Genomic DNA, 20840 nt, shown 5'->3' on the forward strand with positions numbered 1-20840 from the left:
CGTACGACGAATCCGAGTCGTCCCACGGTATGGCGCGACGGGACACATCCAGCGATGTGACCGGTAACAACTTGGTCACGGGATCTTGTTACCGGTCACATTCGACGCTAGCGTCACTCACGTTCCAGCGCACGACAACGGAGTAGCTGCCTCATGGACTCACCCATCCCGCCCGATCTGCCGCGTCACGTGATGTTCGGCGTGGCCTACTACCCGGAGTACCACCGCCAGGACCGGCTGCACGAAGACCTCGACCTGATGGTGACGGCGGGCATCAACGTCATCCGGGTGGGGGAGTCGGTCTGGTCGACGTGGGAGCCGCGGGACGGCGAGCTCGACCTGGAGTGGCTGGCTCCGGTCCTGGACGCGGCGCAGGACCGCGGGATCGACGTCATCCTCGGGACGCCGACGTACGCGGTGCCGCCGTGGCTGCAGACGGCCTATCCGGAGATCGCGGCCGAACGGCGGACCGGCGAGCCGATCCCGTGGGGCGCCCGCCAGGAGGTCGACTACTCGCACCCGGCGTTCCGGCACCACGCGGAGCGGGTGATTCGCGCCATCCTGCAGCGGTACGCCGGGCACCCGGCGGTGATCGGGTACCAGGTGGACAACGAGCCGGGCCTGGAGCTGATCCACAACCACGGGACGTTCACCCGGTTCATACGGCGGCTGAAGCAGCAGTATCGCGACGTCGAGACCCTCAACCGGGAGTGGGGGCTGACCTACTGGTCGCACCGCCTGGACGGCTGGGACGAGCTGTGGCGGCCGGACGGCAACACCTTCCCCCAGTACGACCTGGCCTGGCGCCGCTATCAAGCGACCGTCACGGAAGAGTTCATCGCCTGGCAGGCGGGCATCGTCGGCGAGTACCGCCGCCCCGGGCAGTTCGTCACCACCTGCCTGCAGTACCCCCGCCGCGCGCTCGACGACGAGCGGCTCGGGCGCCACCTGGACGTCGTGGCCGGCAACCCGTACTACGGCATGCAGGACCACCTGGAGGCCGGCACCAACCTCGCCCAGCCGAACTACTGGAACACCACCGGCGTGGCCGGGCTCCTGCGGCAGGCCGACCGTATGTACTCCTCGCGCCAGGCGCGCTACCTCGTCACCGAGACCAACGCGCAGGCCATCGACGCGTCGCACGCCAATCACCCGCCCTACCCGGGTCAGCTCAAGCAGGCCGCCTACGCGTTCGTCTCCCGCGGTGCGGCGATGATCGAGTACTGGCACTGGCACACGCTGCCGTACGGCGCCGAGACCTACTGGGGTGGCGTGCTGCCGCACAGCCTCCGGCCGGGCCGGGTCTATGCCGAGATCGCGGAGATCGGCAACGAGCTCGCCCGGCTCGAGACCACCCTGGACGGGTACGAGCCCGACGCCGACGTCGCGATCCTCTGGTCGAACCCCAGCCGCTTCGCCATGCAGTTCATGCCGCCGCTCGCCACCGGCGGCAATGCCGACGACGAGTCCTACGAGCAGATCGTCGACTCGTTCTACCGCGGTGTGACCGATGCCGGACGGCAGGCGCGCATCCTGCACCTGCCCCAGGCGCACGACGTCGGAGCGCAGGAGCTGGCCCGCCGCTTCCCCGTCCTCGTCGCCGCCGGGCTGTACCTCACTGCCGACGACGACCTGACCCTGCTGCGCGAGTATGCCGCCGCCGGCGGTCACCTGATCCTCGGTCCGCGCACCGGGTACGCCGACCCGGAGGCTCGCGCTCGCGTCGCGATCGCACCCGACGGCCTGCACGACGCCGCGGGCGCCTGGTACGAGGAGTTCTCCAACCTTGACGCCGACGTCCAGGTGGTGGCCACCGACGGCAGCCCGCTCGTCCTGGACGCGGACGCCAGCGCACACCGCTGGGTCGACGGCCTGATCCCCGACGGCGCTCAGGCCCTGGCCACGTACAAGCACCCGCGGTTCGGCGACTTCCCGACGGTCGTCACCCACCCGCACGGCAGCGGACGGGTCACCACCGTCGGCACGGTCCCGTCGCCCGCGCTCGCGACCGCCGTCGTGCGCTGGGCCGCTCCCCAGGGCGTCGGCGACCTGCTGGCCGGCGACCGCGCCCCGGCCGTCACCGTCTCCTCGGGCACGCTGCCCGACGGGCGGCGCGCGTGGTTCGTCTTCAACTGGGGCTGGGGCGAGCAGCGACTCGTCCTCGCGGCCGGCGTCCGGGACACCGCTGCCGGCGCCACGCACGCCGCCGGCTCGCACCTCACCCTCGGGCCGTGGGGCTGCCGGACGCTCGTCGACGAGAGTGCGCCGGAACCCGCCGCCGTGCTCGAGAGCAGCGAGGCCGTCCGATGACGACCACCACGCCGTACACCGCGCCCACCGGCGAACAGGAGGCCTCCCGCACCACCGCGGAGTCCTCGACCGCTGTCCGCCGCAGGAGGAAGGACTGGCAGGGCTGGCTGTTCACCTGGCCGTTCGCGTTCGTGTTCGTCTTCGTGTTCATCACGCCGCTGGTCTACGCGCTGTGGCTGAGCCTCTTCCAGAACCAGCTCGTGGGCGGCAACTCGTTCGTCGGGCTCGGCAACTACGTCACCGCCTTCCAGGACCCCAGCTTCTGGGACGGCTTCGGGCGGGTCCTCGGGTTCCTGCTGATCCAGGTCCCGATCATGCTGCTCCTCGCGATGGTCGCTGCCCTGGCCATCGACAGCGCGCGCCTGTACGCCACCGGGCTGTTCCGCGTGGTGGTCTTCCTGCCCTACGCGGTGCCCGCCGTCGTCGCCGTCCTCATGTGGGGATTCCTGTACAGCGACAACTTCGGCCTGACGGCGAGCATCAACGACTGGCTCGGCGGCACGGTGCTCCAGCCGTTCGCGCGCCGGTGGGTCACCGCCTCGATCGGCAACATCGTGACCTGGGAGTACGTCGGCTACAACATGGTGATCTTCTACTCGGCCCTCAAGACGATCCCCACCGAGCTGTACGAGGCGGCCGAGATCGACGGCGCTCGGGGCTGGCAGGTCGTCCGGGCCATCAAGCTGCCCGCCGTCCGCGGGGCGATAGTGATCGCGACGATCTTCTCGATCATCGGCAGCTTCCAGCTCTTCAACGAGCCGAACGTGCTCCAGCCGCTCGCGAACAACGTCATCACCAGCAGCTTCACGCCCAACATGTACGCCTACAACCTGTCGTTCGCCGGGCAGCAGTACAACTACTCGGCCACCGTCGCCATCATCATGGGCGTCTTCACCGCGGTGATCGCCTACGTGGTGCAGATGCGCGGTTCTCGAAAGGAGGACCGCTGATGTCCACCGGTCACCGCACCATCAACGTCCGTGCGCGCACCGGCGGGGCCCGCCGGTCGTTCTCGGTGACGCGCCCGCCCAAGTCGGTAGCCATGACGCTGCTCATGGTGCTGTTCCTCGTGTACGCGCTCGTGCCGATCGTCTGGCTCCTGGTCAACTCGACCAAGACTCAGGGCGACCTGTTCTCGACGTTCGGTCTCTCGTTCGGGCACACCTTCGCCCTGTGGGACAACATCGTCGCCACCGTCACCCACGACGACGGCATCTTCCTGCGCTGGCTCGCCAACACCCTGCTCTACGTCGTCGTCGGAGCCGGTGGCGCGACGTTCCTCGCGACCCTGGCCGGCTACGGCCTGGCCAAGTTCCGGTTCCCGGGCCGCGGCGCGTACTTCGCCGTCGTCCTCGGCGCCGTCGCAGTGCCGGGAACCGCCCTGGCCGTGCCCACCTTCCTGCTGTTCAGCCAGCTCGGCCTCACCAACACCCCCTGGTCGATCATCATCCCGTCGCTGATCAGCCCGTTCGGGCTCTACCTCATCTGGGTCTACACGATCGACTCCGTACCCACCGAGCTCCTGGAGGCCGCCCGGCTCGACGGCGCGGGGGAGCTGCGGACCTTCTTCACCATCTCGGTCCGGCTGCTGGCACCCGGCATCGTCACCGTCGCGCTGTTCTCGGTCGTCGCGACCTGGAACAACTACTTCCTGCCGCTGATCATGCTCACCGACCCGGACTGGTACCCGCTGACCGTCGGGCTCAACCAGTGGAGCGCGCAGGCAGCAGGCGTCGCGGCCGAGCCGATCTTCAACCTCGTCGTCACCGGCTCCCTCATCACGATCGTGCCGATCGTCGTCATCTTCCTGCTCCTGCAGCGCTTCTGGCAGTCCGGCCTCAGCGCGGGGAGCGTCAAGCAGTGACCGGCCACCCCTTAGCCCCACCCGCCCCCGCTACCCCCGACCAACCACAAAGACGTGAAGGAAAGATCATGACCAGACCAGCCCGCACGACCCGCACCACCCGCACCAAGGCCGCGGCAGCTCTCGCCGCCGCGGCGCTGACCGCCGTGACCCTCGTCGGCTGCGGCACCGCCGACGACCCGAGCGGCGGCACACCGGCCGGCTCGGCAGCCGACCTCGACGCGGCCCTCGAGGAGGGCGGCGAGCTCACCTACTGGACGTGGACCCCCTCGGGCGAGGCCCAGGCCGACGCGTTCATGAAGGAGTACCCGAACGTCACGGTCGACGTCGTCAACGCAGGCACCGCTACCGACGAGTACACCAAGCTGCAGAACGCGATCAAGGCCGGTTCGGGCGCCCCCGACGTCGCGCAGATCGAGTACTACGCGCTGCAGCAGTTCGTGCTCTCGGACAGCCTGCTCGACCTGTCGGGCTACGGCCTGGGCGACCTGGAGGACCAGTACACGGCCTCCACGTGGTCGGCCGTCACCGCCGACGACGCGATCTACGGACTGCCGCAGGACTCCGGCCCGATGGTCCTCCTGTACAACAAGGAGATCTTCGACGAGCACGACATCGACGTCCCCACCACCTGGGACGACTACATCGCCGCCGCCAAGAAGCTGCACACCGCCGACCCGTCGAAGTACATCACCAACGACGCCGGCGACCCCGGCTTCGCGCAGCCGCTGATCTGGCAGGCGGGCGGTCGCCCCTACGCGACCGACGGCACCGACGTGACCGTGAACCTGCAGGACGAGGGCACCAAGCTCTGGGCCGACACCTGGAACGAGCTCGTCGAGCCCGGCCTGCTCGCGGACATCCCCACCTGGAGCGACGACTGGTGGAAGGCCCTGAGCGACGGCACCGTTGCCACCATCGTCACCGGCGCGTGGATGCCGGGGATCCTGGAGGGTTCGGTGCCCGACGGCGCCGGCAAGTGGCGCGTCGCGCCCCTGCCCAGCTACGACGGCTCCGCGACCACCGCCGAGAACGGCGGCAGCGCCCAGTCGGTCATCAAGCAGAGCAAGAACCCGGCGCTCGCCGCGGCGTTCACGCGCTGGCTCAACAGCTCCGAGGAGAGCGTCGACGTCTTCCTGGAGCAGGGCGGCTTCCCCTCGACCACTGCGCACCTCAGCTCTCCGGAGTTCCTCGCCGAGGCGCCCGAGTACTTCGGCGGGCAGAAGATCAACGAGGTCCTCGTCGAGGCCTCCGAGAAGGTCGCGCCGGGCTGGCAGTACCTGCCGTTCCAGGTCTACGCCAACAGCGTGTTCCCCGACACCGTCGGCGCGGCCTACACGGACCACAGCGACCTCAACGCCGGCCTGCAGGCCTGGCAGGACCAGCTCGTCGCGTACGGGAACGCCCAGGGGTTCGGCGTCAACAAGTGACGCCGGTCCATGGGGCCGACGCCGGTAGAGCGGCGTCGGCCCCATGGACGGGAAGGCCGTGGCGCCCGCACGGGCGCCACGTGTGGTGACCCCGTGCAGCGCTGCACGGGTCGATGACATCCCCAAGGAGGGGGCATGACGTCTAGATTCAGGCTCGTCCTGGCCGCATTTCTCACGGTGCTCGTGACGGTCCTGGTGCCGACCGCCATCGCGCAGGCCTACCGGCCGACCGGCGGCATCGTGTACCAGCTCACCGACGCCGACCAGTGTCTCAAGGGGCGCGGGAACTGCGCCGTCTACCCGAAGTCCACGGAGCTGCCCAGCGGCCGCCTGGTCGCCGCGTTCGAGAAGGCGACGGTGAACCCGGTCAGCGGTGCCGCGACCGGCGGGACCCTCCCGGTCTACAAGAGCGACGACGACGGCACCACCTGGCAGTCGCTCTCGACCGTCCGGCCGCCGGCGGAGCTCTCGAGCGACCCCGCCTACGCCAAGTACACGAGCAACTGGGGGAGTCCGTACCTCTACGTCATGCCACAGACCGTCGGCAACGTCGCCGCCGGCACGCTGCTGGTGGCGAGCCTCGTCACCGGTGAGGACTACTACTACACCGAGCACAAGGCGGCCGACCCGAGCTGGACGCCGACGAACGACGGCGACCGCAAGGACCTCGCGATCGCCCTGTTCGCGAGCACCGACGAGGGCGTGACATGGGACGTCGTCAACATCATCGCGACCGGTGGCTGGCAGGGCGGCAGCGCCGGAGCGATCGGCACGAACGTCGCCGCCGCCAACACCTACCGGCAGGTCGACCCCGTCTGGGAGCCGTTCCTCATCGTGCGTGACGGGAAGCTGGTCACCTACTACTCCGACGAGAACGACTACCTCGGCTACAACAGCACCACCGGCGTCGCGACGCTGGACCCGGCGAACGACACCGCCACCGACTCGCACGGGCAGATCCTCGCCCACCGCACGTGGGACGGCACGAGCGCGGCGTGGAGCGCCCCGGTCGTGGACGTCGCCGGCACGACCGTGAACGTCGGCGGGAAGTCGCTGATCGGCGGCGGGCGGCCCGGCATGACGACCATCGCCCCGACGTCCGACGGCAAGTGGCTGCTCACGTTCGAGTACTGGGGCGGCGGGACGAACACCCGGTTCAAGACCGCCACCGACCCGCTCCGGTTCTTCGCCGACGGAGACGTCGACGGCACGGGGGTCGACACCCTCGGCGTCAGCGGCGGATCGCGCAGGCTGGCCACGGGCGGCAGCCCGGTGCTGATCCCCCTGCCGGACGGCCGGATCGCCTACAACGCGAGCGGCAGCGGGAACATCTGGGTCAGCCGCAGCGGGCTGGCCGCCGGACCGTGGACCGAGTACCAGACCACTGTCGGCGCGGGCTACAGCCGGGCCCTGCAGTACGTCACGGGAACCGGGCGGGTGGTCATCCTCCAAGGCACGTGGGGCGGCGCCACGAGCAACGCGATCATCCGGTACGGCGAGGTGGACCTCGGGCGCTCGGCGGGCACGTACTACCAGCTCGTCAACCGGAAGACCGGCCAGGTGATCGGCACGGGCAACCACAGCAACGATGCCAACATCGGCAACGGCGACGTTCCCGACGTCGTCCTGGAGGAGGCCGGGTCGGTGGCCGACGGCGACACGCAGTTCTGGCACGTCACCACGAAGGCCGGCGGGGCGGTGACCCTGCTCAACAAGTCCGGCGGACGGGCGGCGGGCATCTGGACCGGCACGGCATCCGCCGGCCAGCGGATCGGCCAGTGGGTGGACAACACCGAGTCCGGTCTGTGGAACCTCGTCACGACCGGCGACGGGTACACCAGGCTCCAGGCCGCCGCCAGCACCGGCCTGTACCTGACGGGGGCTACCGCGGGTGCACCGCTCACCCTCCAGACGGCCGCGACGGACGGCTCGCAGGACTGGACCCTGGTCGAGCAGCGGCCCGAACGCCTCGTCAACCGCAACAGCGGCAAGTGCCTCGACGTGAACGCGTTCTCCACCGCCGACGGCGGCAGGGTCCAGCAGTGGACCTGCGGCGCCGGGACCAACCAGCAGTGGCAGGTCCAGGCGGTCGCCGGCGGCTACGTCCAGATCACAGGTGTCAACAGCGGCAAGTGCCTCGACGTGAACGCGAGCTCGACCGCCAACGGCGGGACCGTCCAGCAGTGGACCTGCAACGGCGGGACCAACCAGCAGTGGCGGGTCCAGGACGTCTCCGGCGGGTACGTCCAGGTCGTCAACCGCAACAGCGGCAAGTGCCTCGACGTCGACGCGTTCTCCACGGCGAACGGCGGGACGGTGCAGCAGTGGACGTGCACCGGCGGGACCAACCAGGCGTGGCAGCGTGCCTCGTTGTGACCGCTGGTTGTGACCGCTGAAGGTAGCGGAGAGGTAGCACTGCTACCTCTCCGCTACCTGTTCATGGTCCCGACAGTCACCGCTCCGCGATGAACGCGTACCGGCCGGACCCGACCCCGACCAGGACCGTACCGTCCTCGACCGACACACCCGTGACACCCTCCGCGTGCCGCAGCGGACGCCCCCGCTCGGTGACGGCCTCGGGAGCACGGGCGGGAATCCGCACCGTCGCGATCGACCCGACGGGGACGGTCACGGTGAGCCTGAGACCGGCGCTCGTGCGGCGCCACTCGCTGGCGACCGTGCCGTACGGCGTCCGGGTGGAGGCCTTGGCCCGGTCCAGGTGCTCGGTGACCGCCGGGGCGATCGTGATGTCCCGGTACCCGGTCTCCGCCGACGCCTGGATCCCCGCGACGTGCTGGTAGAACCAGTCGTCCACGGTGCCGAGGAAGTAGTGCCCGTAGGAGCGCGCCTCCAGCGACCAGTGCTCCCACATGGTGGTGGCGCCGTTGTTGATCATGTAGCCCCAGCTCGGGTAGCCGGTCTGCACGGCGAGCTCGTAGGCGACGTCGGCGTACCCGTGCTGGGTCAGCACCGGCAGCAACCACTTGGTGCCGAGCACGCCGGTGTTGAGCTTTGTGCCCTTGGCGCGCACGTCGGCCACGATGCTGTCGACCACCTGCTGCGCCGTCGCGGCGTCGGGCACGAGGCCGAAGGCCACCGCGAGCACGTTGTGCGTCTGCCGGTACCCGCGGTCCCCGTCGCCGCGGTAGTGCCCGGCGGCGTTGTCGAGGAAGGTGTTGTTGAACGCGGCCCTGATCGTGGCGGCGTTCCGGGAGAAGTGCTCGACGTCGGCCGCCCTGCCGAGGAACCCGGCGCTGCGCCGCAGATAGGTGGTCATGAGGTACAGGAAGGCGGTGGCCGAGACGCGCAGGTCCTCGGGTGCGTTGCCGCCCGCCGGGCTCGCCTCGGGGCTTACCCAGTCGCCGAGCCGCGCGTCGGGGACGATGCCGCCCTGGGACCGGTTGAACTCCAGGTCGACGTACGTCTTCATCCCGTCGTAGCACTCGGCAAGCACGCGCCGGTCCCCGCCGTACTGGTAGAGCAACCAGGGGATCGTCACGTAGGCCGCGTGCCAGGGCGGGCACACGCCCCACTCGCCCCAGTCGCCCGAGCTGGGCGCGATGACCAGCGGCCGGCCCTGGGCGTCGCGCGTCTCCTGCACGTCGCGCAGCCACTTGGCGAACAGCTCGTGCACGTCGAGGTTCAGCAGGAACATCTCCGCGCCGATGGCGGCGTCGCCGGTCCAGCCGTTCTTCTCGAACATCGGCGTGTCGGTGGGGATGCCGTGGATGTTGTTCTTCAGCGTGTCCACCACTGCCCGGTGGGTCCGGTTCATGATCTCGCTGGAGCTGTCGAACGACCCGGTCTCCGCGGCGGCCGTGTGCACCACCCGCGCGGTGAAGGCTGACAGGGGCGGCGGGCCGTCCTGCGGCCAGCCGGTGATCTCGATGTACTGGAAGCCCTTGTACGAGAAGCGCGGTTCCCACGTCTCCGGCTCGGCCGTCCCGGCCAGGGTGAAGCGGTCGGTCTGGAATCCGGCCTGGAACCCGCCGTTGTTGCTCAGGTTGACGCGCCCGGCGGCGGTGAGCTTCTCGCCGTGCGCGGCCCGGACGGTAGCCCCGGCCGTCCCGGTCACGGTGTACCGCACCCAGCCCGCGATCACCCGGGGGAACTTCACCACGTAGACGCCCGGCTCCGGCTCCGTGACCTCGACGGCGGGCAGCGACTCGGTCACCTCGATCGGCTGCTGGCGCTGGTTGACCAGCACGCCCCGCGGGCCCGGCGCCACGGAGGCGGCCGCCCACTCGCCGTCGTCGAACCCGGCCTTGTCCCAGCCGGGCAGGGTGCGGCGCGCGTCGTAGGCCTCGCCGCCGTAGAGGTCGTCGAACACCGTCGGCCCGTCGTGGATCCGCCAGGCCGCGTCCGTGACCACGCGCTCGACGCCGCCCCCGGCGTATTCCAGGTGCAGCACCGCACGCACCACCGGGTCGTCGTGCCAGGGCGGCGCCTCCCACCGCCACACGTTGCCGCCGGTCATCCCGTAGAAGCCGCGGCCCAGCTCGATGCCCAGCGCGTTGCGGCCCCGCCGTAGGCCCCGCGTCAGGTCGACGGCGGTGTACTGGACCGTGTCGTCGTAGTCGGTGAACCCGGGCGCGAGCACCTGGTCGTCGGCCGGCCTGCCGTTCAGCGACACGTTCGCGTAGCCGCCCGCGGCCAGGTAGAGCGTGGCGCGCTCGAGGCGCGGCCCGATCTCCAGCTCCCTCCGCAGCAGCGGCGCGGGCAGCGGGTCGCGCGTCGGCAGCCGTACCCCGCTGCCCCACGGCCCCGAACCGTAGGTAGCGATCTCGGTTGCTCCGACCCAGCCGGAGTCGTCCAGGTCCGGCCGTGCGAAGTCCGCCGGGAAGTTCGTCGCGGCCTTCCAGGCACTCCCGGTTGCGAGGATCGACGTCGTCCCGTCCGAGTACGTCAGGCGCACGACGGCGAGTACCGCTCCCGGGCTGACCGCATCGTTCGTCCCGCGGATCGCGACGACCGTCGTGTCCCCGGACACGTCGGTCGCGTAGAAGCGGGAGCCCTGCCAGCCGTTCTCCACGGGCTGGGTCGCGCCGACCTCGACGCCGTCCACCCAGAGCGTGAACGAGTCGTCGGCGGTGATCAGGACCTCGGCTTGCACAGCAGACGCGCCGTCCGGGGCGGTCCGCGTGACGCGGAACGCACGGTCCTGATTGGGCAGCGCACCCTCCGCGAGCCAGATCCACGAGGCGCCGTCGAAGGTCAGGTCGGTGACCTGGGCCGGGCGGCGCTCGTTGCCGATCCACTCGGCGCCGGACCAGTCGCTCTCCTCGTACAGCCCGGTGCGGAAGCCCGACGTCGTCGTGCTGGACCCGTGTGTGGTCGTCACGTCCACCCGCCAGGTGTAGTCCGTGGCGGCGCGCAGCGGGGGCCCGTCGTACTCGACGTTCGCCGACTCGCGGGAGCGCACGACGCCGCTGTCCCACACCGCGCGGGGCCGCGGCCCGCGGGTGCTCACCCGCACCCGGTAGGACTCCTGCTCGACGCCCCGCCGGTCCGACTCGACGGTCCACGAGAACCGCGGGCGGTCGACGTCGATCCCGAGCGGGCTGGTCTTCTTCTCGACGAGCGGGTCGGCCAGCTGTACGGCGCTGACGCCGTGACGAGGCCCGTCTGCCGCGGCTGCGGTGCCGACGGGCAGTGCCGCGGCGGTGGATGCGACGCCGGCAGTCTTCAGAAATAGTCTGCGATCCAGGGTCATGACGCCTCCAGGCGTGAACGATCATCGGTGATCGTCCGGTTGAGAAGGTCTGCTCCATTGCAACGTTTCAACCAAGCGCCGCCAGTGTAGAGGCGACGGTGCGGCCGTGGCCACCACCGAATCATCCGGTTCGGGTGACGTGGACGGAGCGGGCTCCGCGGAATGCTGGTTCAGGTACGACGCGGAGCACAGGAGGCCCGAGATGAGCGAACCGTCACCGATCGCCCGCATCTTTCGCCACCCCGTCGCGAGCACGGAGTCGCGTGAGTCGTCCGCGCTGCTCGCCGGCGCGGGCGCCTTCGTGCTGGGGGCGCTCGTGGGGCTCGTCGTGTTCTGGGACCGGGGTGTGCCGATCTCCGGCCGCGGCTCGATCGGTGACTTCGCCGCCGTCGGCGGAGCGGTCGTCGCGATCGCCGCGTTCCTCTTCGGCGGCGCACTGCGCCGTACCCAGATCCGACGCGACGCGGCCGGCGGCAGGGGCCGGCCGCGGCTGCGCTGGTTCGACATCGCGGCCTTGACGCTGGCGCACGCGATCATCGCGCTGCTGGGCTGGGCCGGGTTCGCGTCCGTCCTGAGCGAGAGCTTCGTCGGAGCGACCGTGTACGCGACGTCCGCCGCGCTGCTCGCCGGCGTCGCCCTCGCCGTGACCGCCTACCTGGCATTCCTCTCCGCCGTGAACCTCACCCCGATGATGCTCTCGCTGGTCCTGGCGCTGTTCCTCGTGGTCGGTGCCCTCGCCAGCATGCTCAGCGCCACCGATCCGGTCTGGTGGCAGGAGAACCTCAGCGCCCTCGGGATGACCGACGACCTCTCCGCGATGGCGTTCAACCTGACGCTGATCGTGGCCGGCGTCATCGTCACGACGATCGCGAGCTACGCGACCGCGAACCTCCCGGACTCGACCCGGCCGGAGGCGCGAGGCCGGAGCCGCGTCCGCCTGGCGCTCGTGCTCATCGGCGTGCTCCTCGCGTGCGTGGGGATCTTTCCCGTGGACGAGTTCCTGGCAGTACACAACATCGCCGCCACCGGGATGGTGGTCGTCTACGTCGCGCTGGTCGTGAGCCTTCGCAGGCTGCTTCCGTCGATGCCAAGAGTGTTCGTACTGCTCGGCTACACCTTCGTCGGCGTCATAGTGGTCCTGGCGATCTTCTTCGTCACCGGGTACTACAACCTCACGGCCGTCGAGCTGGTCGCGGCGGTGCTCATCTTCAGCTGGATCATCCTGTTCCTGCGCAACAGCGGAGCGGTCGAGACGTCCCGGGACGTCTCGACCGCTCCCCAGGGCGTCAGCGGCTCCGGGCCGTGAGGAACTGGTCGGGCCGCAGGGCTCGGGAGACGATCCGGGTGTCGCCGATCCAGCCGTAGAAGCCTTGCCCGTACTGCTCGGCGGACTGGGTGCCGCCGATGGCGAACGGCTTGCCGAGCGTCGAGATGCCGCGCGACTCCTCGGCGGCGTTGCGCACGATCTTCGAGCCGTCGACGTACATCACCGTGTGCCGGCCGTCGTTGACGAGCGCGACGTGCATCCAGCGGCCGACCGGGATCGCGTGGCTCCAGGAGGTGGGGTCGGCGTCGACCGGTACCGGGTAGACGACGAACTGCAGGAACCGCTCGCCCGACAGGTTCAGGCTGCACGTCGGCTCGTCGTCGGACCAGCCGCTGTGCTTGCCGGCGTCGCCCGCGCGGCCCTCCCAGCTGAGGATGCCCATCCAGGCGTGGTCGCCCAGATAAGGCTCCGGCAGCTTGAGGAACGTCTCGATCGTGTAGCCGGACTCGAACTTCGCGCTGTTGACCGGGGAGTCGGGGCCGGTCCGCAGCACTGCGCCGCGGTCGGGACCCTGGCCGCCGTCGAACCGGAGGCTCGCGTGGGCCGGCTGGGCGTCGTGGTGCTCGGCCGACCAGGTCAGCGCCCCCGCGGGGCTGGCGTGCAGGAGCGAGGAGGTGAGGTCGTTACCGTTGCCGGTGAGGTCGCGGGCGACGGTGCCGGGCGCCACGGGGGCGCCGTCGGCCCCCGCCGTCGCGAACCCGGCCTCGTCGAACCGCCAGTACGCGACTGTGCCGCGCGGCATCACGGCCGACGGCGGCAGCGGCGCGGGCAGCACCGGCGGCGCGAAGGCGGCGAAGCGCTGGTCGAAGTCGATCTCCACGGTGAACCGGTCGACGTCGCCGCTGAGCTCGACGTGCTCCGTCTCCAGGGGCGTGGGGTCCTGCCTCGCCTGCAGCCAGGGCGAGAACGTCTCGACGTCGATCACGCCGCGGGCCAGGTCGAACCCGTAATAGCGCACCATGCCCGCGCCGCCGTAGTAGCGGTCCTGGTAGTTCGTGATGTGCAGGTGCACCGGGTGGCCGGCGTCGTTGGTCAGGGTGGTGCGGCCGGACGGCCAGTAGTGCCCGCCGAGCGCGAGGAAGATCTGGTCGTTGCCCTTGATCAGGCGGTCCCAGAGGCGCTGCCCGTTGTCGGACAGGTGGGCCCGGCCGTCGTCCTCGGCCCAGACCAGGTCGTGGGTGGTCAGGATCGTCGGCAGCGCGTGCGACTCCAGCACGCCCTGGGCCCAGGTGAGCCCGGCGTCGGACATGCGCCAGTCCAGCGCCAGGACCAGCCAGTCCCGGCCGCCGCCGCGGACCACGTGGTAGCTGTTGTAGCCGTCGGGGGAGGAGCCGCCGTAGGTCGCCATCCGGGCGAACCGCTGCGGCCCGAAGGTGCGCAGGTACGGCGTGTCACCCCGCTGGTCGTCGCCGCTGACGTCGTGGTTGCCGGCCAGCACGCTGTACGGCAGCCGGCCGGCGGCCTCGAACGCGCGGCTCGCCGCGCGCATCTCGGTCGCCGTGCCGTGCTCGGTCACGTCGCCGAGCTGGGTCATGAACACGACGTTGTCCCGCGCCTGCTCGCGCACCAGGTGCCGCAGCGTCGCGCGGACGGGCTCGGCGTCGGAGCCGCCGTCGTCCAGGAGGTACTGGGTGTCGGGCAGGACGGCGATCGTGAACCGCGGGGCGGCCGGGTCGGGCCGGCCGCCGTCCGACGTCGGCGCGGCGGGCGTCTGTGCGGCGGACGCCGCCGTCGTCCCTACGGTCGCGGTGGCTGCTGACATGATCGGGACGGCCGCTGCGGCCCGGAAGAGGGACCGGCGGGAGAACTTGTTTTCCACGGTCAGATCGTGGCCGGGCTTGCTGGCCCTGGGGTGACGCGGAGTGGAACGGAGCCTGACCACTGACCGGCGACCTTGGCCCCGCCCGTGAAGGACCAACGCCCCTAACGGTCAGGAGGCGGCGTCCTGAGACTGGGGGCATGAGCGAACGAATCGTGATCCTCGGTGGTGGTACCGGCGGCACGCTGTCGGCCAACCGCCTGCGCGGGATGCTGGACGACGACGTGGAGATCACCGTCGTCGACCACGACGACGACCACGTCTACCAGCCCGGCCTGCTGTTCGTCCCCTTCGGGCTGGCCCGGCCCGAGAGTCTCGTCCGTTCCCGCCCGCGTCAGCTGCACGCCGGCATCGACTATCGCCGTAGGGGCGTCGAACGGGTCGACATCAACAAGGACCAGGTGCACCTGGAGGGCGGCGCGGTGCTGCCGTACGACCTGCTGGTGATCGCCACCGGTGCACGACTGCTACCGGAGGAGACCGAAGGGCTCGCCGGGCCGGGCAGGCTGCCGACGGTGCACACCTTCTACGAGTACGAGGGCGCCGAGGCGCTGGCCGGCGCGCTGGCGGCCTTCGACGGCGGCCGCCTGGTGGTTGACGTGGTGGACATGCCGATCAAGTGCCCGGTTGCACCCCTGGAGTTCTGCTTCCTGGCCGACTGGTACTTCCGGGAGCGTGGCATCCGCGACGCGGTGTCGCTGACGTTCGTGACACCGCTGGACGCGGCGTTCACGAAGCCGGTGGCCGCCCGCGCCCTGGCGGGGCTGCTGGCCGAGAAGGGGATCGAGCTGGTGACCGAGTTCAACACGGGCAGCGTCGAGGGCGGCGACGGCGACGATGCCGGTGACCGCCTGGTGTCCTTCGACGGCCGCGAGGTCCCCTTCGACCTGGCGGTCATGGTGCCGCTGCACGGCGGTGCCGCCTACGTGGACGCCTCGGCGGGGCTGGGCGACGAGCTCGGCTTCATACCCACCGACCCCCACACCCTGCAGTCCACGGTGCGGCCCAACATCTTCGTGATCGGCGACGCGGCGGCGATCCCGACCTCCAAGGCCGGTTCCGTGACGCACTTCGAGGGCGAGATCCTGACCCGCAACGTCGCGCGGTTCCTCGCTGGTGAAGAGCTGGAGCCCGGCTTCGACGGCCACGCCAACTGCTTCATCGAGACCGGCTTCCACAAGGCACTGCTGATCGACTTCAACTACGACACCGAGCCCCTGCCGGGCCGCTTCCCGGCCGGTGTGGGCCTGCCGCTGCTGAGGGAGTCCCGGCTCAACCACCTCGGCAAGCGGATGTTCGCCTGGTTGTACTGGCACATCCTGCTGCCCGGCCGGGACATCCCCGGCGTCGCCGCGGCGATGCCGCACGCGAGCAAGCACGTACCCGCGACCACTGACCACTGACGAGCCGAACGACGAGGAGGAGGCGCGACATGCCGACCGTGACCTACGCGGGCACCCAGGTGCTCGTGAACGAGGAGGGATTCTTCACCGATCCCGAGCAGTGGCGCGAGGAGATGGCACCCGAGATCGCCCGCGAGGCCGGGATCCCCGCGCTGACCGAGCAGCACTGGCAGGTCATCAAGCACGTGCGCCACGAGTACGAGCTCAGGGGCACCGGCCCGACCGTGCGGGCGCTGGGCAAGACCTCCGGCGTCAGCGTCAAGGAGCTCTACGAGCTCTTCCCGAAGGGCCCGGCGAAGCTGGCGGCGAAGACCGCGGGCATTCCCAAGCCCCGCGGCTGCATCTGAGGTCCACATCCACGTCTGAGGTCCACGAACGACCACGAAGAGGAGGCATGCCATGACGGGCAACGGCAAGATCGAGAAGGTCTCGATCATCATTTCCAAGGGCTCTCTCGAAGGTGTCTACCCGGGGCTGATCATGGCCAACGGCGCTCGCGCCGAGGGGATGGAGGCGAACCTGTTCTTCACCTTCTTCGGGCTGGACGCGATCCACAAGGACCGCTACGAGCACATCAAGGTGGCCACCGTGGGCAACCCCGGCCTGCACCTGCCGACCTGGGCGGGCGCGATCCCTGGGGTGTCGGCGGCGATGACCCGGTACATGGGCCACAAGATGGACAGGCTCGATATCCCACCCATCCCTGAGTTCGTCCAGATGATCGCCGACACCGGCGCGGGGCTGTACGCGTGCCAGGCATCGGTCGATCTCTTCGGCTTCGGCAGGGACGACTTCATCGGGCAGGTCAAGGACATCATCACCGTCGGTGAGTTCTACGACCTCGCGGCCGGTGGCCAGATCGTCTTCACGTGACGCGCGGCCACTTCCGCCGCGAGCCGGGACCCGACGACGAGCGTGGCACCAGCTCGCCGAGGGAGAACGAACGGGGAAGGACGCGAGCCGACGAGGGGACCTACGTCCCAGGGATGCGGGGCGGACGACCCTGACGGCGGGGTGCTCCGGGCCACGAGCCTGGTAGTACTCACGCAGTCGTGTCGGCCTGCCCGGCACGACCGTGGAGTACAGCACGAGCACCCGATCGCGGGCGTTGACCGATGGAGGCGCGATGACCACGCATGCGGACAGCCGGACCGGAGCCGTCACCACGAGCGCAGAGGTGATGGACGGACGGTACGTCTACGACCTGTCGGAGGGGAACGCCGAGATGAAGGCGCTGCTCGGCGGCAAGGGTGCGGGCGTCGCCGAGATGAAGCGCATCGGCGTGCCCGTCCCGGACGGCTTCACGGTGACGACCTCGGCGTGCGTCGCCGCCATGCGGAACGGCGGCACCTGGCCCGAGCGGCTGTGGGACGAGATCCAGGCGCACCTGAGCACCCTGGAGCGGCGCACGGGCCGCACGCTCGGGGCCGCCGAACGGCCGCTGCTGGTGTCGGTGCGGTCGGGCGCCGTGCTCTCGATGCCGGGGATGATGGACACGATCCTCAACCTGGGCATCTCTGACGAGTCCGCCGAAGGCCTGGCCGCCGAGTCGAACGACCCGCGGTTCGCGTGGGACTCGTACCGCCGGTTCGTGCAGATGTACGGCGAGGTGGTGGAGGGCGTGCCCGGGCAGGTCTTCGAGGACGAGCTGACGGCGCTCAAGAACCGCCGCGGGGTGACCCAGGACACCGGGCTGACGGCCGACGACCTGAAGGAGCTCGTGGCGACGTTCCGTCGCGCGGTCCGCCTGAGCACCGGACACGAACTTCCGACCGAGCCGCGCGAGCAGCTCCGCCGGGCGGTGGACGCGGTGTTCGGATCGTGGAACAGCCCGCGAGCAAAGGTCTACCGCGGGCTGAACGACATCCCGGACGACCTCGGCACCGCCGTGAACGTGATGCAGATGGTGTTCGGCAACAAGGGCGACACGTCCGCGACGGGCGTGTGCTTCACGCGCAACCCTGCCACGGGTGCCAGAGAGCGGTACGGAGAGTTCCTGGTAGACGCGCAGGGCGAGGACGTGGTCGCGGGCATCCGCACCCCCCGGCGCCTGCCGGAGCTGGAATCGGTGCTGCCCTACGCGTACGCGCAGCTCATGGCGACGATGGACCAGCTCGAGCACCACTACAAGGACATGCAGGACATCGAGTTCACGGTCGAGGACGGCACGCTGTTCCTGCTGCAGGTGCGCACCGGCAAGCGCACCGCCGCGGCAGCGCTGAAGGTGGCGCGCGACCTCGTCGCGGAGGGCGAGATCGACAAGGAGACGGCGCTGCGGCGGATCGACCCGGCCCAGCTCGACCAGGTCCTGCACCCGGCGCTCGACCCCACCCAGGCGGGGACCCCGCTCACGCGCGGCCTCAACGCCTCCCCGGGCGCGGCGGTGGGCAGGATCGTGTTCGACGCCGATACCGCCGCCGAGCGGGGCAAGGCCGGCGAGGCAGTGGTGCTCGTGCGGTGGGAGACGACCCCGGACGACATCCACGGCGTCGCGGCGGCCCAGGGCGTCCTCACCGCGCACGGCGGCATGACGTCGCACGCCGCCGTGGTCGCCCGCGGCATGGGCAAGCCGTGCGTGGCCGGCGCGGGCGAGCTGCGCATCGACGTCGACGCCCACACCATGACTGTCGGCGACACCGTCCTCACCGACGCGGACACGCTCACGCTGGACGGCACCACCGGGGCCGTCTACCCGGGCGCGCTCCCGCTGGTGCCGCCGCAGATCACCGACGACTTCTCCACCGTGCTGGGCTGGGCCGACGAGGTGCGCCGCCTGGGCGTGCGCGCCAACGCCGACACCGGCGAGGAGGCCACGAAGGCCCGCGAGCTGGGAGCCGAGGGCGTGGGACTGTGCCGCACCGAGCACATGTTCATGGCCACGGACCGGCTGCCAGTGGTGCAGCGCATGATCCTGGCGGACACCACCGACGCCCGGCAGGCAGCGCTGGACGAGCTGCTGCCCATGCAGCAGGCGGACTTCGAGGAGATCTTCACCGCGATGACCGGCCTGCCGGTCGCCGTCCGGCTCATCGATCCGCCGCTGCACGAGTTCCTCCCCGACCTGGTCGAGCAGTCCCTGCTGGTGCAGCGGCTGGAGGCGGACGACGCACCTGCGGAGCTGGAGCGGGCCAGAGCCCTCCTGGACCGCATCCTGCGCCTGTCCGAGGCGAACCCCATGCTTGGCACCCGCGGCGTGCGCCTGCTGCTGCTGCACCCGGAGATCGGCGTCATGCAGACCCGCGCGATCATCCGCGCGGCGCTCGCGGTACGGAGGCGTGGCCTGGATCCGCGCGTCGAGATCATGGTGCCCCTGGTCGGGTTCGCCGAGGAGCTTCGCCGCATGCGCGAGATCATCGTGGCCACCGCGGACGACGAGCTCGCCTCCGCCGGGGTCACGGACCTGCGCTACACGGTCGGCACCATGATCGAGCTGCCCCGCGCGGTCCTCACCGCGGACGAGATCGCCGAGCACGCCGACTTCTTCTCGTTCGGCACCAACGACCTGAGCCAGACGGCGATCGGCATCTCCCGCGACGACGCCGAGGGCTCCTTCCTCGTCCCCTACCTCGAGGCGGGCATCGTGCCCGCCAACCCGTTCGCGTCCCTCGATGCCGACGGCGTGGGTGAGCTCGTCAGGATCGGCGTCGAGCGCGGGCTGCGGACCAGACCCGACCTCGAGATCGGCATCTGTGGCGAGCACGGCGGCGACCCCGCGTCGATCATCGTGTTCGACGGGATCGGCCTCGACTACGTCTCCTGCTCGCCCTACCGTGTCCCGATCGCCCGCCTGGCCGCGGCGCGCGCGAGGCTCACCGGCCCGGCGTACGACGACCGATGATCCGACGTGCGTCGGCTCCCGTCCGGCATCGCCGGACGGGAGCCACGGACGGGGGCACGGCGGGGCTCACGTCGTCGTCGCACCCAGCGTCCGGCGGGGCGCGTGTTCCGGCCTCGGGCTGTTCCCGAGCCGTATGAGCATCTGCGGGAAGGCACTGAGAGACAGAGCCTGGCGCAGATCATGGCGCGTCGTGGGGTTCTCCAGGACGGTGGTCGCGAAGGACGCGTGGACGAAGTAGGTCGTGGCGACCAGCAGCGCATGCTCCAGCGCCTGACCGGCTGCGACCCACTCCCGGGGGGAGTCGCCCGGGGTGGTCAGGACGGCCAGTGTCGAGTTCCGCTCGAAGTGTTCCCGGCCCCGACTGGCGGGGAACCGGCGCGCAGGCGCATCGGCGTTGCTCGGCGCGCGCCCGAGAAGCTGCTCGGGTATGCCGTCGTCGCGGCCTGCCCAGGTGGTGGTCCATGCCGCCTCCTCGGCGCGGCCGGCCATGTCCTCTGCCGCGATGGCCTCCGCCTTCCGCACGAGCCCGATCACCTCGGTGCGCGAGCGGTCCGACGGCTGGATCGGGCGCAGGCTGGCCCCCTCGGCGTAGGCGGCTCGCTGGATGGTGACCAGGACGTCCGCGGGGAGGGGCTGGTCATCGAAGGGGACGCGGGACGTCGCGCGGTGCTCGATCGCCACGGACAGCTCGAGCTCGTCCGCGCTCGGGTCGTCGCCTGGTTCGAGGACGAGCTCGGCGACGAGCAGCTCGTCGTCCGGATCCGGCAGGACCGTGACGACCGGGGTCAGCGACTCGCGACGGGCCGCCACCCGTGCGTTGAACAGGAAGGCTCCGCAGCTGATCAACATCTCACGGCCCTGGGGGTCGCTGTGCCGCAGCTGCCTCGACCGGTCGGCACGTAGCGTCACGGTGCTGCCCGCGACCGCCACCTTCCACGGCTGGGTGTTCAGGACGCTGGGAGCCTCTCCAGCCGCCCTCAGGATCCTCTCGACCCGTGCGTCGACGACGTCCATGGCTCGTCTCCCTTCCTCGGCTGCCAGGTTTCGGCGCGTACCCCGTTCCTGAAGCGCGCTCACCGTCCCCAGTTGCCAGTCTTCGCGCGAGGCTCGTGCCGGGGCATGTGCCAAAGGTCCCG

The 20840-nt window shown here is 70.5% G+C and carries 13 protein-coding genes; 10 read left to right on the forward strand and 3 right to left on the reverse strand.

Translation table 11 applies throughout. The features are described from left to right. Positions 1 to 153: 153 nt before the first annotated feature. The 5 genes from C8K30_RS20360 (at position 154) to C8K30_RS20380 (ending at position 7980) form a co-directional block, all read left to right on the forward strand. A complete protein-coding gene (locus C8K30_RS20360) occupies positions 154 to 2310 on the forward strand; it encodes a beta-galactosidase (protein WP_108494747.1) in 2157 nt (718 codons plus the stop codon). Then, positions 2307 to 3260 carry a carbohydrate ABC transporter permease gene (locus tag C8K30_RS20365; RefSeq protein WP_108494748.1) on the forward strand — a complete coding sequence of 318 codons (954 nt, stop codon included), beginning with the start codon at positions 2307 to 2309 and terminating at the stop codon, positions 3258 to 3260. The genes C8K30_RS20360 and C8K30_RS20365 overlap by 4 nt, the downstream gene beginning before the upstream one ends. Next, positions 3260 to 4174 carry a carbohydrate ABC transporter permease gene (locus C8K30_RS20370; protein ID WP_108494749.1) on the forward strand — a complete coding sequence of 305 codons (915 nt, stop codon included), beginning with the start codon at positions 3260 to 3262 and terminating at the stop codon, positions 4172 to 4174. The genes C8K30_RS20365 and C8K30_RS20370 overlap by 1 nt, the downstream gene beginning before the upstream one ends. 68 nt (positions 4175 to 4242) lie before the next feature. After that, positions 4243 to 5604, forward strand: a complete 1362-nt coding sequence (locus C8K30_RS20375) for a sugar ABC transporter substrate-binding protein (RefSeq protein ID WP_108494750.1) — start codon at positions 4243 to 4245, stop codon at positions 5602 to 5604. A gap of 135 nt (positions 5605 to 5739) precedes the next feature. After that, on the forward strand, positions 5740 to 7980 hold the full coding sequence (locus C8K30_RS20380) for an RICIN domain-containing protein (protein WP_108494751.1): 2241 nt from the start codon (positions 5740 to 5742) through the stop codon (positions 7978 to 7980). A gap of 76 nt (positions 7981 to 8056) precedes the next feature. Here the strand turns inward: C8K30_RS20380 and C8K30_RS20385 are convergent, their stop codons facing one another. Beyond that, complete coding sequence (locus C8K30_RS20385; RefSeq protein WP_108494752.1) at positions 8057 to 11317, reverse strand: alpha-L-rhamnosidase; 3261 nt, start codon at positions 11315 to 11317, stop codon at positions 8057 to 8059. 202 nt (positions 11318 to 11519) lie between these two features. Here C8K30_RS20385 and C8K30_RS20390 point away from each other — a divergent pair, with 202 nt between their 5' ends. Beyond that, positions 11520 to 12623, forward strand: a complete 1104-nt coding sequence (locus tag C8K30_RS20390; RefSeq protein ID WP_108494753.1) for a hypothetical protein — start codon at positions 11520 to 11522, stop codon at positions 12621 to 12623. Here C8K30_RS20390 and C8K30_RS20395 read toward each other — a convergent pair. Beyond that, a complete protein-coding gene (locus C8K30_RS20395; RefSeq protein WP_199230601.1) occupies positions 12604 to 14463 on the reverse strand; it encodes a LamG-like jellyroll fold domain-containing protein in 1860 nt (619 codons plus the stop codon). The genes C8K30_RS20390 and C8K30_RS20395 overlap by 20 nt on opposite strands. A 140-nt stretch (positions 14464 to 14603) precedes the next feature. Here C8K30_RS20395 and C8K30_RS20400 point away from each other — a divergent pair, with 140 nt between their 5' ends. The 4 genes from C8K30_RS20400 (at position 14604) to ppdK (ending at position 19704) form a co-directional block, all read left to right on the forward strand. Next, positions 14604 to 15866, forward strand: a complete 1263-nt coding sequence (locus C8K30_RS20400) for an FAD/NAD(P)-binding oxidoreductase (RefSeq protein WP_108494754.1) — start codon at positions 14604 to 14606, stop codon at positions 15864 to 15866. A gap of 29 nt (positions 15867 to 15895) precedes the next feature. Then, the gene (locus C8K30_RS20405) at positions 15896 to 16213 is read left to right on the forward strand and encodes a TusE/DsrC/DsvC family sulfur relay protein (protein WP_108494755.1); all 318 of its coding nucleotides are present in this window, start codon (positions 15896 to 15898) and stop codon (positions 16211 to 16213) included. A gap of 52 nt (positions 16214 to 16265) precedes the next feature. Then, positions 16266 to 16739 (forward strand): DsrE/DsrF/DrsH-like family protein, encoded by a 474-nt coding sequence (locus C8K30_RS20410; RefSeq protein WP_108494756.1) that lies wholly within the window; start codon positions 16266 to 16268, stop codon positions 16737 to 16739. A gap of 307 nt (positions 16740 to 17046) precedes the next feature. Further along, on the forward strand, positions 17047 to 19704 hold the full coding sequence (ppdK, locus tag C8K30_RS20415; protein ID WP_108494941.1) for a pyruvate, phosphate dikinase: 2658 nt from the start codon (positions 17047 to 17049) through the stop codon (positions 19702 to 19704). Positions 19705 to 19770: 66 nt separating this feature from the next. Here ppdK and C8K30_RS20420 read toward each other — a convergent pair whose 3' ends face one another. Beyond that, positions 19771 to 20718: a hypothetical protein gene (locus C8K30_RS20420; RefSeq protein ID WP_108494757.1), complete on the reverse strand. Its 948-nt coding sequence runs from the start codon at positions 20716 to 20718 to the stop codon at positions 19771 to 19773. Positions 20719 to 20840: the final 122 nt, after the last annotated feature.

Origin of the sequence: Promicromonospora sp. AC04, from assembly GCF_003058225.1 — a bacterium.
Lineage (GTDB): Bacteria > Actinomycetota > Actinomycetes > Actinomycetales > Cellulomonadaceae > Promicromonospora.